A 12,861-nucleotide genomic window follows, 5' to 3' on the forward strand; every position below is an offset into this window, starting at 1 on the left:
CGCGATGCTGCAGACAGAATACGACTTCACGCTCCCGATCGGGTTTCAGGACGGGGAGGGCTCGCTGCACCGGGATGGGGTGATGCGCCTCGCGACCGCGGCGGACGAGATCCTGCCGCTGAAGGATTCCCGCGTTCAGGGCAATCCGGCCTATCTCTCGGTCATCGTCCTCTCGCGCGTCGTCTCGCGCCTTGGTTCGGTGCCGCAGATCACCCCGAAGGTGATCGAAGGCCTCTACGCGGCTGACATGGCCTACCTGCAGACCCTCTACAACAAGCTCAACGACGTCGATGCACACAGCGGGCAGATGTGTCCGAACTGCAGCCACGTCTTCGCGACGGAACACGCCGCGGGGGGATCCTCGGCTACCCTCTCGACCAGCTCTACGAGGAGGTAGCCTTCCTGGCCTACCATTTCCACTGGCCGCTCGATCAGCTCGTGGCGCTGGAACACGCCGAGCGGCGGAAGTGGGTGAGCGAAGTCTCCCGCATGAACGAACAATCCATCGCCGAGGCGAAAGCGAGCCTGGAGCTGACATGACGCGGCTGGAATTGCGCGACGACATCGGCGGAAAGATCGCGAGCCGGCATGGCGGCTTCGCCGCCCGTCTGGCCGGACGCCACGCCCTCGCCCGAGCGCGGGCCTCGGCCGCCCCCATGACGCATCACGCAGCGCGGCGCTCGTCGCTGATCCTGCACCTCCGGTCGACGCTCAGCGTCGCGCCGCGCTTCGACCTGTCGCTGACCATCGCGGGCATTCTGCGGGAGGCGGCACGCCCGGCCGCAGAGACGGTGCCGCCCGCCCGCATCGCAGCGGTGGCCGCGACGATCCGTGAGCGCGCCGCGTCGTCGCGTGCTCTGGAAGCGCCGCGCCGCGCGCTGCTCGCGCGGTCCGATGCATTCCGGACTCCGCCCGTCGCGCGCGAGATGCGCCTCAGCACCGTCCGTGAGACCGTGTTCCGGACGCGAACGGTCGGTGCTCCCGCGCCGGGGGGCCATCCTGCGGCCCCGCCCGACGCCCGTGCCGTGCACCGTGACGCACCTTCCGCCGGCGGGCGCCGCGATTTCGCCGTCGCGGCGCTGCCGCGCGCGATGGCGCGGCCGGACGCCCAGCCGCTCGCGGCGGCGATCGGGCGGCTCGAGGCGGCGGTCGACAAGCTCGCGGGCGGGGCCCGGCAGGAGGCGCTGCGATCCGCCGCCGAGAGCGTCGCGCCGATGCCGCCGGTCGATCCGCGGCGGATCGCCGACGAGGTCCTGCGGACCCTCGACCATCGCGTCGTCGCGATGCGCGAGCGGATGGGGCGGAGGTAGCTATGGCGCTCGTCAAGGCGACCATCACCACCGAGCATTCGGGCGCCGTGGTTTCCGTGATGTTCAATCCGGAGGAATACGCGGTCAATCAGGACAACACTTTCGCGTCGCAGAGCATTCCCGGCCTCAGCGGTCCGGTCATCCAATTCGCGCACGGAGGTTCGCGCACGCTCGACGTGGAATTGCTGTTCGATACCTACGAGCAGCAGAGGGACGTGCGGCAGGAAACCGAGAAGCTGCTCAAGCTGATGCGGATCGACCCGGAGCTGCACGCCCCGCCGATCCTGAGGGTCGAGTGGGCATCGCTGCAGTTCCGCTGCGTGCTGACCCGCGCCAACCAGCGCTTCATCCTGTTCCTCGCCGACGGGCGGCCGGTCCGGGCGCGCGTCACGACGAGCTTCCAGGAATTCATCGATCCCGAGCGCGAAGCCAAGGAGGTCAGCCGCCAGACCGCCGACTACACCAAGCTTCACACGGTGGCGCAGGGCGAGACGCTGAGCGCGATCGCCGGCCGGAAATACGGCGATCCGCGCCTGTGGCGGGTGCTGGCCGTGGCCAACGGCATGGACGATCCCTTCGACCTCCGGGCCGGCCGCGCCCTCGTCGTCCCCGCCATCCCCTACGTCGACGCCGAGACCGGGGAGCTCGTCACTTGATGGGCGCCTATCCCCGATACGCCCCGGAATACGCGCTCAGGATCGACGACGCGCCGATCCCGGCGGCCCTGCGCGGCTGCATCGCCAGCCTCACCTACGAGGACGGCATCGACGGCGCCGACAGGGTCGAGATCACGATCGCCAATCCCTCCCTCACCTGGCTCGACCATCCGCTGCTCGCCGTCGACCAGCCCCTGTCGCTCGCCATCGGCTATGCGGGCGAGACTCTGGAGGAGGTCTTCACCGGCGAGATCACCGGCGTCGCCCCGAGCTTCCCGTCCGGCGGCATGCCGATGATCACCGTCACCGCGCACGACTTCCTGCAGCGGCTGACGCAAGGGACCAAGGACCGCGGCTTCAGGGTCAGCATTCCGAGCATCGGCAACTTCCCGCTGCCGGACCCGCTGGTTGCCGCCATCGTCAGCGGGACCAACGCGCTGATCCCCGACATCGACCCGATCGGCGGGGCGCTCTCGACGCTGGTGTCGCTCGCGACGTTCCTCAGCTTCCCGCAATTCGCTCAGAAATCGGTCAGGCTGCAGACATCGGAGAGCGACTTCGACTTTCTGAAGCGCGTATCGAGGGAGAACGGTTGGGAGATCTTCATCGATCATTCGGCCGAGCCCAAGGGCCGCGTGCTGCGCTTCCAGTTCCTGCTGCAGGACTATTCGGCGAGCGTCGAGCTCGACTGGGGATCCTCGCTGATCGAGTTCACGCCGCGGCTGACGACCGTCGGCGACATCTTCGGGGTCAGCGCGCGCGTCTGGGTCGACAGCATCGGCGTCGAGTTCGTGATCATCGTCTCCTGGGACTACGACCGCGCCTCGCTCGATGTCCAGATCTACCCGAACCTGGTCGGCAAGATCGACGACCTGATCGGTCCGGCGAACGCCAAGAAGACCCTCACCGTCAAGCCGACCGGCTACGCCACCGCCCCGCGCAAGATACTCGGCGAGCTGCTGCCGCGCCTCAACGGCCGGCAGACCGGCCGCGGCAGCGCGATCGGCAACCCGCGGATCAAGTCCGCCAAGGTGTGCCGGCTCGGCAACCTCGGCGGCCAGTTCGGCGGGCTCTATCGCATCACCTCAGCGAGCCACACCTTCGATTCCAGCGGCTACCGCACCTCCTTCGAGGCCCGCAAGGAGGTCTGGTTCGGCTCGGTGCCCTTGCCTTTCTCCGCTCCAAACTACCGGCCGCTCACCGGCCAGTTCGCACGCTGAAGGAGGTCGCGTCATGAGCCAGTCGGTCAGGCAGCTCGCGGGCGTCGCGGACGGACCGCTTCCGGACGAGTTCGCGATCGCGCCGGGTGTCGTCACGAACAACGTCGACATGATCGCCGAGGGCCGCGTGCAGGTACATATCGCGTCCGCGCCGGGCATTGATCCGTGGGCGCGGCTGTCGAGCGTCGGCGGGGGCTCCGGCCGCGGATTCTACTGGGTGCCGCAGCTGCACGACGAGGTGCTCGTCGCCTTCGCGCAGAACGATCCGAACTCGGCCTACGTGCTCGGCGGGCTCTGGAGTACGCTGTCCCGGCCGCCCTCGCTCGTGCCGGTCGAGGCGCCGACCAAGCGCGTGATCAAGACCGGCGTCGCCGCCGGGATCGGCCACGAGATCGAGTTCGACGACGCCCTGCAGTCGGTCTCGATCACCACCTCGACGATGCAGAAGCTCACGCTCGACCCCCTCGCCATCACGTTGAGCAACCTCGCCGGGACGCTCAAGATCTCGCTCGACAACACGACCCAGTCGATCTCGATCCAGGCCGTCAACAGCATCGACCTCAAGGCGACCGAGATCTCGCTGACCGGTGCGTCGGTCGCGATCAAGGCGGGCAGTGTGTCCGTCACGTCGGCCGGGCCGTGCACGGTCACCGGCCTTCCCATCAAGCTGAATTGAGGAGGCCGGCATGCCGTTCGCTGCGCGCGTCGGGGATCCGACCGGCCATCCCGGTGCCATCGTGGGGCCCGGCGTCCTGACGGTCCTGATCGGCGGCCTGCCGGCCGCCGTCCAGGGCGACCTGCATGGCTGCACCATGCCGCCGCCGGCGGGGCCGCATCCGCCGAGCCCGATCGCCAAGGGCAGCCTGACGGTGCTGATCGGCGGGCGGGGTGCCGCGCGGGTCGGCGACGTGTCCGGCTGCGGCTCGCCGATCCTCGCCGGCATGCCGCTCGTCGAGATAGGCGGCTGAGATGCCCGATCCGGCGCGCGCCTTCCTCGGACGCGGATGGGCCTTCCCCCCGGCCGTCGCCGGGCGCGACGTCGCCATGGCGGCGTACGAGGAGGACATCCGCCAGGCGGTGCTGATCATCCTCGGCACCGACCGGGAGGAGCGCGTGATGCGGCCCGACTTCGGCGCCGGCCTCTCCTCCTTCCTGTTCGAGCCGATCGGCATCGGACTCGCCGAGCGGCTGCGCACGCGGGTGCTCGAGGCGCTGGTCGATTGGGAGGCGCGCATCATCGTCGAGCAAGTCCTGGTCGCGCCGATGACCGGGCAGACGCCGGAAGCGGCCGTGCCCGACGGTTTCCGGCCGGTCCCGGCCGGTGCGGCGCTGCTCGTCTCGATCGAGTATCGCGTGCGGGCGACCAACGCGGTCCGCAACCTGGTCTTCCCCTTCTACCTGGACGAGGGCCGCTAGCATGACCATCTGGCCCGCCTCCGTCCCGGACGAGCACGCCTTCGAGCAGGAGTTCGCCGCGCGCGCGGCCGGCTACGTTCCAGGCTGGACTCCCGGCGAGCTGGGACCGGGCCGCGCCATGACGGCGATCCTCGCGCATTACCTGCGCGCCGTCGCCGCGCGACTGGAGCAGGCGCCGGAGAAGAACGCGTTCGCCCTGCTCGACCTCGCCGGCCTCGGCCCCGCGCCGCCGCAATCGGCGCGCGCGCCGATGATCATCCGCCTGTCGAAGGACGCGGTCTCCGGAACGGCGCCGGCGGGCACGCCCGTCTCCGCGCCCCCGCCGCCCGGCCAGTCGAGCCCGATCGTGTTCGAGACCGAGCAGGCGGTCGGCCTCACGGCCGCGCGCGTGGCGCAGGTCGCGAGCCTGTGGCCGGAGCGCGACCAGTATATTGACCACACCGGCGAGCTCGCGGCGGGACGGCCGGCGCGGCTGTTCGCGCGCGATCTGCTCCAGCCGATCCCCCACCGGATCTACATCGCGCACCGGACCCTGCTCGCGCTGTCCGGCGCCGTCGACCTCGCGGTCGAGATCCGCCTCGCACGGCCGAGCGCGGAGAAGCTCGGGATCGACTGGCGCTACTGGGACGGCGAGGTGTGGCGCGGCTTCCTCGACTTCCCGGACGGGACGAGGGACGTCGGGGAGGACGCCCGATCCGACGACCACAGCGTCGACGGCACCGACGGGCTGCGCCGGACGGGCGTCGTCCGGTTGAGGGCAGCCTGCGCCCAGTCGGTCGAGAATGCGGTCGACGGCCTCTCCGGGTTCTGGATCCGCGGCAGCCTCGCCGAGCCCCTGCTGCCCGATCCGGACCTCGCCGCCTCGATCGACCGCTCGACCGAGCTGCCGGCGATCGAGACCGTCCGCATCAGCGCGGTCTCCGTACGCAGGTTCGACGCGCAGCTCGACATCAGGCCGATGGCCGGCCGGATCGAAGGGGGGGGCGTCCTGCTCGCCGCGACGGGCTCGATCTCCGGCATGAGCGGTCGCGTCGTCAACGAGGCCGACGAGGCTCTCCGCGGGGCGGTCGTCTCGCTTCACCGCGCCGACGCGGACGCCGCCGTCGCGATCTCCCAGCCGACCGGCGACGACGGCTTCTTCCAGCTCGGCCTGGCGGACGCCGTGCAGGCGGGCGGCCATCTGCGCGTCACCTTCTCGGACGTGGTCGCCGAGATCCCGCTGCCGAGCCCGCTGCCTGACGCCTATGCGCGATCCGTGCTGACAATTTTGCTGAAGGGCGCGACGCCCGACAAGGCCTTCGCCGACGGGACCGCGATCGATCTCTCGAAGCCGTTCCTGCCGTTCGGCGCGCAGCCGCAGCCCGGCTCGACCTTCGCCTTCACGAGCGCCGAGATCTTCTCGAAGCCCGGCGCCGAAATGCGGATCTACCTGCCCCGCACCAAGGGCCCCCAGGACGTCGCTCCGCCCTCCGGCGCGAGCGCCATGCCGCATCGGCTCGCCTGGGAATACTGGAACGGCCGGGCATGGGCGCCGCTCGGCGTCGCCGGCGCGCAGGTCGGCCAGACGCTCGACTTCGCCCGCTCCGAGATCGTCGACATCGTCGTGCCCGACGACATGGAGCCGGTCAGCCTGAACGACGTCGTGGCGCGCTGGATGCGCGTGCGGATCGTCAGCGGCGGCTACGGCTACAGGCAGACGATCGTGTGGCTCGGCGTCCACGAGCAGAGCAACGAGATGACGGTGACCGTGACGCAGCCGCCGGCGCTGGCGGCTGTCGCCATGGGTTATGTCTGGCAGCACGGTCCGTTCCGTCCCGAGCGGGTGCTGACCGAGAACGACTTCGCCTTCGCCGACCGGACGGAGGAGACGACCTGGCCGGGCCGGAGCTACGAGCCCTTCACGCCGAGCGGGGACGCGGCGCCCACGCTCTATGTCGGCCTCGACGCGAGGCCGCCTGCCGACGTGCTCTCGCTGTTCCTCGACCTCGAGGAGGACCGGCTCGACCCGGTCGGCCCCTCGCTCGAATGGGAGTGCTTCGACGGTGGCGGGTGGCGCCGCCTGTCGGCGCAGGACGAGACCGGGAGCCTGCGCGCGCCCGGCATCGTCTCGCTGCTGGGCGCCGAGCGCTCCGTCGCGACGCCGCGCTTCGGCGCGCCTCTGCACTGGGTCCGCGCTCGCCTGCGGCGCAGCGAGGCGCCGGGTGCGCCGAACCTCGCGGCGATCGCACCGAACGCGGTCTGGGCGAGCGAGCGCCGCACCCTGCGGGACGTCGCGATCGGATCGAGCGACGGCACGCCGGGCCAGCGCTTCACGATCGCGCAGGTCCCCGTGCTCGCCGACGAATGGATCGAGGTGCGCGAGAGCCTCGGACCGCGAGCGCGCACCGACTGGCGGCTGATCGCGCGCCAGCTGGCGGGCATCGACGACCTCGCGATCGCGGCGATTGGCGACGCGCTGAACCGCGCCTCGCCCGACCCGGACGTCGTCTACGGTCCGCTCCGGCTCCGGCGCGACGCCAAGCAGCAACCGGTCGAGGTCTGGGTCCGATGGACGGGCGTCGCGAGCCTGCTCGCGGCCGGCCCCTCGGACCGCGTCTATGCGCTCGATCGGCTCCGGGGCCGGCTGTTCTTCGGCGATGGCCATCGGGGCCGCACGCCACCCGTGGGCGCGGCGATCCTGGCGCGGCGGCTCCAGACCGGCGGCGGCTCGCGGGGCAACCTGCCGGCCAGGGCGATCTCCCAGTTGATCGGCGCGGTCGCTGGCGCCGAGGAGGTCTACAACGTGAAGCCGTCCGAAGGCGGCTCGGACGGCGAATCCCCCGCAGCCTTCCGCCGGCGTGGTCCGATGGCGCTCGCCCATCGCGGCCGGGCGGTGACGGCGCGCGACATCGAGGCGCTGGCGCTGGAGGCCTCCGCCGCCGTCGCCCTCGCCCGCGTGCTGCCGCTGCGCGGCGCCAACGGGCGCAGCCAGGCCGGCCGCGTGACCGTCGTGATCGTCCCCGCGAGCGCGGAGGCCCGGCCGTTCCCGACCCGGGGCCTGCGCCAGCGTGTGCGCGACTACGTGGCGAGCCGCGCCTCCGCGACGCTCGGCGATCCGGAGGCGCTGACCGTGACCGGTCCCGACTACACGCCGATCGGCGTCGCCGCGACGCTGGTCCCCTGGCTGTTCTCCGAGGCCGGCGACGTCGAGAAGGCGGCGCGCGCCGCACTCGCCGCCTTCCTCCATCCGCTCACCGGTGGCCCGGACGGACAGGGCTGGGACCTCGGCCGCGGCGTCCATCTCTCCGACGTCGCCGCCGTCCTGGAGCGCGTACCGGGGCTCGACCACGCCCGCGACGTCGCGCTGACGGTGGCCGGCATCCCGCAGGGCGGGGCCGCCGCCGTCGCGGCGGGCCGGATCGTCGCTGCGGGCGAGATCTCCTTCACGCTCGAAGCGCGGGAGGTTTGAGATGCCGAACGCGCTCCCCGATCTCGACGACCGGCGCTGGGACGACCTCGTCCAGGATGCCGTCGCACTCGTGCCGGTCCACGCGCCGGACTGGACCGACCACAACGCGCACGATCCCGGCGTCACGCTGATCGAGCTGTTCGCCTTCGTCACGGAACGCCAGATCTACCGCGTCAATCGCGTCCCCGAGCCGCGGAAACGGCGCATGCTCGGCCTCGCCGGGCTCGCGCCCCTGCCGCCGCGTTCCGCGCGCGTCGTCGCGGCGTTCTCGCTGGCCGAGGGGGCCGATCCCGTCGCCCTCCCGCGGACGACCGAGGCGTCGGCCGGGGGCGTCCCCGTCCGGTTGACGCAGGGCCTGACCGTTGCCGGGACCCGGATCGTCTCGCTGAGGCGCTCGGCCGGCGGCGTCCTGACCGATCTGGCCGGCGCGCTCGGGCGCGGCGAGCGGCTGCCGCTGTTCGACGCCGCCCCGGCCGTCGGCGACGCCGTTACGATCGCGCTGGAGAGCCGGGCCCGGCCGGGTGACCGGATCGCGCTCTACGTCCGGCTCCTGTCGCGCAGATCCTCCCGCGACGAGCGCCGCCGGGCGATCGAGGACCGCCTCCGCCGCCGCGCCGCCTGCGCGCCGCCGCCCGACCCCTGCGGGGCGCGCCCGCGCCGGCCGCGCGGCGGAAGGGTCTGCGGCTGCGACGACGCCCCGTCCCTTCGCTGCGAGGCGCTCGGCAGGAACGGCGACTGGCGGATGGTCGAGATCTTCGACGGCACCCGCGGCCTGTCGCAGGACGGAGCCATCCTGCTGCGCGCGACCGAGGAGACGGGGTCCGAACGCGTCACGCTGCGCCTCACGGCCGCCGGCGGGGAGTGGGACAGTCCGCGCACTGCGCTCGCGCTCGTGCCCGACGCGGTCGAGGCGGAGCAGTCGCGATCGATCTGGCACACGTTCCGGATCGCGCCGGGCGCGGAGGTGGCCGGCGCGCCGCCCGCGAGCGGCGAAAGGCGGCGGCTCGCGCTGGCGCTCGACCCGTTCGGTGCGATCGTGCGGCTCGACTTCGATGCCGAGGGCCCCGTCGCGATCGCCGTCCTGGACTATGTCGCGCCCGGCCGGGAACCGGGGCGCGTCACGCTCGACATCGCGCCGCTGCGCATGGGCGACGGCGCACCCTGGCAGGAATTCCGCCTCGTCCCCGACCCTGCCGTCGCGCTCGGGGCGTCCGTCTGGTCCCTCGAAGACGGCGGCTGGCGGGGCTGGCGCCCGCGCCCCGACTTCTTCGGTTCGGGTCCTGCGGACGCCGACTGGACGGAAGCCTCCGACGGCCGGGCCCGCTTCGGCGACGGCGCCGAGGGCCGCGTCCTGCCGGACGGCGCCTGGGCCCTCGCACGCCTGCGCGCGTCGCTGGCCGGGAGCGGCGCGATCCCGGAGGGCGCGGCGCTGTCGCTCGCCACGACCCCGCGCAACGTCGCGCTGCTCGGCGACGTCGCGGCGGTCTCGGCGAGGCTCGGTGCGAGCGCCGTCGCAGCCACGCTGGAAGCCGGACGCGGCCGCGAGCTGCTCGCCGACGCGATCCTGCGAGACGCGTCCGAGCGCGAAACGACCGGGCGCGCGATCACCGCGCCGGATTTCGCACGGCTGGCGCTCGACGCGCCCGGACGCGACGTCGCCCGGGCGATCCCGCGGGCCGACCTGCACCCCTCGCTCGTCTCCGCCAAGGCGCCCGGCCTGGTGACGGTGGTCGTCGTGCCGAACCGGCCGGGACCGCGCCCGAGCCCGAGCGCAGGCCTGCTCAGCGCGGTGCGCCGGCGCCTCGACGAGCGCCGGCTGCTCGGGACCGGCCTGCGCGTCATCGGACCCGATTACCGCGAGGTCGCTTGCCGCGCGCGCCTGCGCGCTCGGCCGCAGGCCGCGATCGAGCCGCTGAGGGCCCGCGCCGCGGCCGCGCTGGACCGCTTCCTCGATCCGCTGACCGGCGGTCCGGACGGCGGAGGCTGGCCGCTCGGCCGCGATGTCTACCGGGCCGAGATCATGGCGCTGCTCGACGCGATCGACGGCGTGGACCACGTGCTGGCGCTCGAATTCAACATCGACGGCGCACCGTCCTGCGGCGACGCCTGCATCGGCCCGCTCGCGCTCGTCGCGCCGGGCGCCCACCGGATCGAGGCGGTGCGATGACGAGACGTCCCGAACACCTCGAATCCGTCCGCTATCTCGAGGGCGACCTGCTGCGGGCCGGCGGCCTCAACGCCGCCGCCGCGAGCCGGGACGAGTTGCGCTGGTGGCACAATCGCGCCTGCCACAGGCCCTACGGAATCGCGTTCGGGCTCGAGGCGAGCCTCGGGACCACTGCCGACGGACGCGTCGGCGTCACCGCGCAGAAGGGCCTCGCCTACGACGCCTACGGCCGCGAACTCATCCTCGCCGCGCCGGCGACGATCGCAGCTCCGGACGACCTCGCGGAGGCGGAGATCGTCGAACTCGCGCTGACCGCCCCGGACGCACGCGACGCCGGCGGCCGGCCGGAGACGCCGTGGCCCTGCGAGGCGCCCGCGCCGGCGCCGGGCGCCGGTCTCGTCTGGATGCGCGGACGCGCCGGCCGGCGGATCGATCCTGTCCTCGCCCGGCTCACGCGGAGCGGCGAGACCGTCCGGCTCGACGAGGACTTCCGGCCGTTCCGCAGCCGCGGGATGCGGCGGCCGCGCATCGCGCGGGGCGAAACCTCGCGGATCTCGACCAACTGGGAGCGCTGGACCGTCGCGACCACCGACGCCCACGGCGTGCTCCGCCTCGTCGTCGCCGGGGTCCAGACCAGGATCGACACGCGCGCGGCGGGCTTTTCGGGTGGTCCGGAGGACGGGGCCGCACCCGTCTACCTCGCGAGCGCGAGCTGGCCGGCCGAGGCGGAGAAGAGCCCGCTCGCCGTCTTCGGACACGTCGCCGACGCGACCGCCGACGGCTTCACCTACCGACTGCTGCTGTGGGGCGTTGCCCGCCGCGACGTTCGCGTCGCGACCGCCTTCGCGCGCGTCCGCTCGATCGGCGAGGACCGGCGCGAGATCGGAACGACAGGCGGCGCGGGCTTCCTGGCGAGGGCGGACGCCGTGACGCGGCTGCTTCCCGTCGCGGCCAGGGCGATCCGGGTGGAGGAGGTCTCGGGATCGAGCGTCAAGCTCGCGGCGGCGCTGAAGCTCGAGGAGAAGACGACGCTGGGCGCCTTCCGTCGTCCGGGCTTCGCCAGGGCGATGGGGCGCAGCGCCCCCCGCGTCAGCCTGGATCTGACGAACGGCGCCGACCTCTCGGCCGGCGACGTCCTCGTGCGGCCGGGCGACCCGCCGCCATCCACGGCCCCGGTCGAGATCGCCTCGGTCTCCGGCTCGACCGTCACGCTCGCGGCGGCCGTGACGGCTTGGCGGCGGAATATGGTGCTCTTTCGCCTCGCCGACGCCGCGCTCGTCGTCTCCGTGGAGGGCGGTACGGTGACCCTCGACCAGCGCGCCTCTGTCGCGGCGGGCGACGTCGTCTACTTCGGCCCGGACGGGGAGGCCGGGCAGGCCGCGCGGCTGGCCTCGGTCGAGGGGGCGACGCTGACCCTCGCCGCGGGGAGCGCGACGCCGGAGGTGGGCGCCCGGCTCCGCTTGCCCGGCGGAGAGTTCAGGATCCGCCGTGTCGTCCCGGCCGCGGAGACGCTCGAGGTGGACGACGCCTCGCCGTTCCGCGCCGCCGACGGGATCGCGACGGCGAAGGGCGCATGGGCGCTGGTCACGGCCGTCAACGGGACCGTGCTCTCGCTCTCCCGCCCGCTGGACGGGGTCGCCGCAGGCGACGCGGTCGCCCGGATGATGGTCGCGGGCCGCACCTCGGTCGTCGAGATCGCGGCCGACGGCGTCACCATGCGGGTCGGCTCCACGGTCGGCCTCGCGGTCGGACAGCCGGTGGCGGCGCTCGTCGGCAACGCCCGCCAGGACCTCGGCGCCGTCGAGCTGATCGTCGGCGACCGGGTGAGGCTGAACCAGCGCCTCCCGATCGCGCCCGGCGCGGTCGTCGTCTCGCTGAGGCGGCCGGCCGCGGGCCGGGCCTCCTTCGTCTCGGCGGACGGCCGCGACGTCATCCTCGAAGGAGGGGTAGTCGGTCCGACGGCGCTGCTAAGCGCGGCGGAAGCCGGCAGCACGACGTGCGCGACCGTCCGGTCCGTCACGGACGGAACGATCCGGCTCGACCGCGAGCTCGGAGTCGGTGTCGGCGACGCGGTCTGCGAACTCGAGGTCCTAACGCCGCTCGAGGCCTCCCCGTCCGACCCCGGCGACGAAATCGGGGTCGACGATCCCGGCGACCTGAGGCCGAGCGACGTCGTCGGCGTCGTCGAGCGCTGGGTCTCCCGCGCCGAGGACCGGCCGGTCGCAAGCGTCCGGGATGGGACGCTGACGCTCCGGGATCCGCTCGACGGTCTCGTTGCGGGCGACATGCTCGGGCTCGCGGACCTGTCGCTCCAGCGGCCCGTGCTGCGCCTGGCCGACGTCGAGGGCGTCGCCAAGGAGGACGCGCTCACGCTGAGCGGCGTCGACGCCCGGACCGGCGAGACCAGGCTCGCCCCCGCCTTCGTCTCCTCGGTCACGCATGACCTGGGGCTCGTCGCGCTCCGACTCGACGGCCTCGCCGAGGGCGACCGGTTGCGCCCGGAGAGCGTGCGGCTCGGCTTCGACTACAACGCCCGCGTCGCCGACACCTTCCCCGCCGAGGCGCGGCGCGACGGCCTGTTCGTGTCGTGGCTCGGCGTCGAGCGCGGCGACGTCGATCACGCAACCGCTCCGGAGGGCTGAGC

Annotated in this window: 11 protein-coding genes; all 11 read left to right on the forward strand. The window is 73.1% G+C overall.

Going from position 1 to position 12,861, the window contains the following annotated elements; all coding sequences use genetic code 11:
* Nucleotides 1-4: 4 nt before the first annotated feature.
* From MFF64_RS22580 to MFF64_RS22625, 11 genes are read left to right on the forward strand one after another with little or no spacing between them, the layout of a single operon-like run.
* Complete coding sequence (locus tag MFF64_RS22580) at nucleotides 5-397, forward strand: hypothetical protein (RefSeq protein ID WP_238192461.1); 393 nt, start codon at nucleotides 5-7, stop codon at nucleotides 395-397.
* Entirely contained in the window at nucleotides 310-540 is a 231-nt protein-coding gene (locus tag MFF64_RS38030; protein WP_309296460.1) for a DUF6760 family protein, read from the forward strand. Before MFF64_RS22580 ends, MFF64_RS38030 begins: the two co-directional genes overlap by 88 nt.
* On the forward strand, nucleotides 537-1,310 hold the full coding sequence (locus tag MFF64_RS22585) for a hypothetical protein (RefSeq protein WP_238192462.1): 774 nt from the start codon (nucleotides 537-539) through the stop codon (nucleotides 1,308-1,310). Before MFF64_RS38030 ends, MFF64_RS22585 begins: the two co-directional genes overlap by 4 nt.
* Nucleotides 1,311-1,312: 2 nt before the next feature.
* Entirely contained in the window at nucleotides 1,313-1,966 is a 654-nt protein-coding gene (locus MFF64_RS22590; protein WP_238192463.1) for a CIS tube protein, read from the forward strand.
* Complete coding sequence (locus tag MFF64_RS22595; RefSeq protein ID WP_238192464.1) at nucleotides 1,966-3,186, forward strand: phage late control D family protein; 1,221 nt, start codon at nucleotides 1,966-1,968, stop codon at nucleotides 3,184-3,186. The genes MFF64_RS22590 and MFF64_RS22595 overlap by 1 nt, the downstream gene beginning before the upstream one ends.
* Before the next feature lie 13 nt (nucleotides 3,187-3,199).
* Nucleotides 3,200-3,862: a phage baseplate assembly protein V gene (locus MFF64_RS22600; RefSeq protein WP_238192465.1), complete on the forward strand. Its 663-nt coding sequence runs from the start codon at nucleotides 3,200-3,202 to the stop codon at nucleotides 3,860-3,862.
* A 10-nt stretch (nucleotides 3,863-3,872) separates the two neighbouring features.
* Nucleotides 3,873-4,154 carry a PAAR domain-containing protein gene (locus MFF64_RS22605; protein ID WP_238192466.1) on the forward strand — a complete coding sequence of 94 codons (282 nt, stop codon included), beginning with the start codon at nucleotides 3,873-3,875 and terminating at the stop codon, nucleotides 4,152-4,154.
* A gap of 1 nt (nucleotide 4,155) precedes the next feature.
* Entirely contained in the window at nucleotides 4,156-4,602 is a 447-nt protein-coding gene (locus tag MFF64_RS22610; protein ID WP_238192467.1) for a GPW/gp25 family protein, read from the forward strand.
* Nucleotide 4,603: 1 nt separating this feature from the next.
* Nucleotides 4,604-8,050, forward strand: coding sequence for a putative baseplate assembly protein (locus tag MFF64_RS22615; protein WP_238192468.1), 3,447 nt, complete (start codon nucleotides 4,604-4,606; stop codon nucleotides 8,048-8,050).
* A 1-nt stretch (nucleotide 8,051) separates the two neighbouring features.
* Nucleotides 8,052-10,217 carry a baseplate J/gp47 family protein gene (locus MFF64_RS22620; RefSeq protein WP_238192469.1) on the forward strand — a complete coding sequence of 722 codons (2,166 nt, stop codon included), beginning with the start codon at nucleotides 8,052-8,054 and terminating at the stop codon, nucleotides 10,215-10,217.
* Complete coding sequence (locus MFF64_RS22625) at nucleotides 10,214-12,859, forward strand: hypothetical protein (protein WP_238192470.1); 2,646 nt, start codon at nucleotides 10,214-10,216, stop codon at nucleotides 12,857-12,859. Before MFF64_RS22620 ends, MFF64_RS22625 begins: the two co-directional genes overlap by 4 nt.
* The last annotated feature ends 2 nt before the right edge of the window (nucleotides 12,860-12,861 follow it).

This window comes from Methylobacterium frigidaeris, from assembly GCF_022179185.1.
GTDB classification, from domain to species: domain Bacteria; phylum Pseudomonadota; class Alphaproteobacteria; order Rhizobiales; family Beijerinckiaceae; genus Methylobacterium; species Methylobacterium frigidaeris.

Excerpts from the sequence above, each read along its gene's own strand:
- MFF64_RS22580 (WP_238192461.1), top strand. The coding sequence starts at position 5 with ATGCTGCAGACAGAATACGACTTCACGCTCCCGATCGGGTTTCAGGAC.
- MFF64_RS22585 (WP_238192462.1), top strand. The coding sequence starts at position 537 with ATGACGCGGCTGGAATTGCGCGACGACATCGGCGGAAAGATCGCGAGC.
- MFF64_RS22590 (WP_238192463.1), top strand. The coding sequence starts at position 1,313 with ATGGCGCTCGTCAAGGCGACCATCACCACCGAGCATTCGGGCGCCGTG.
- MFF64_RS22595 (WP_238192464.1), top strand. The coding sequence starts at position 1,966 with ATGGGCGCCTATCCCCGATACGCCCCGGAATACGCGCTCAGGATCGAC.
- MFF64_RS22600 (WP_238192465.1), top strand. The coding sequence starts at position 3,200 with ATGAGCCAGTCGGTCAGGCAGCTCGCGGGCGTCGCGGACGGACCGCTT.
- MFF64_RS22605 (WP_238192466.1), top strand. The coding sequence starts at position 3,873 with ATGCCGTTCGCTGCGCGCGTCGGGGATCCGACCGGCCATCCCGGTGCC.
- MFF64_RS22610 (WP_238192467.1), top strand. The coding sequence starts at position 4,156 with ATGCCCGATCCGGCGCGCGCCTTCCTCGGACGCGGATGGGCCTTCCCC.
- MFF64_RS22615 (WP_238192468.1), top strand. The coding sequence starts at position 4,604 with ATGACCATCTGGCCCGCCTCCGTCCCGGACGAGCACGCCTTCGAGCAG.
- MFF64_RS22620 (WP_238192469.1), top strand. The coding sequence starts at position 8,052 with ATGCCGAACGCGCTCCCCGATCTCGACGACCGGCGCTGGGACGACCTC.
- MFF64_RS22625 (WP_238192470.1), top strand. The coding sequence starts at position 10,214 with ATGACGAGACGTCCCGAACACCTCGAATCCGTCCGCTATCTCGAGGGC.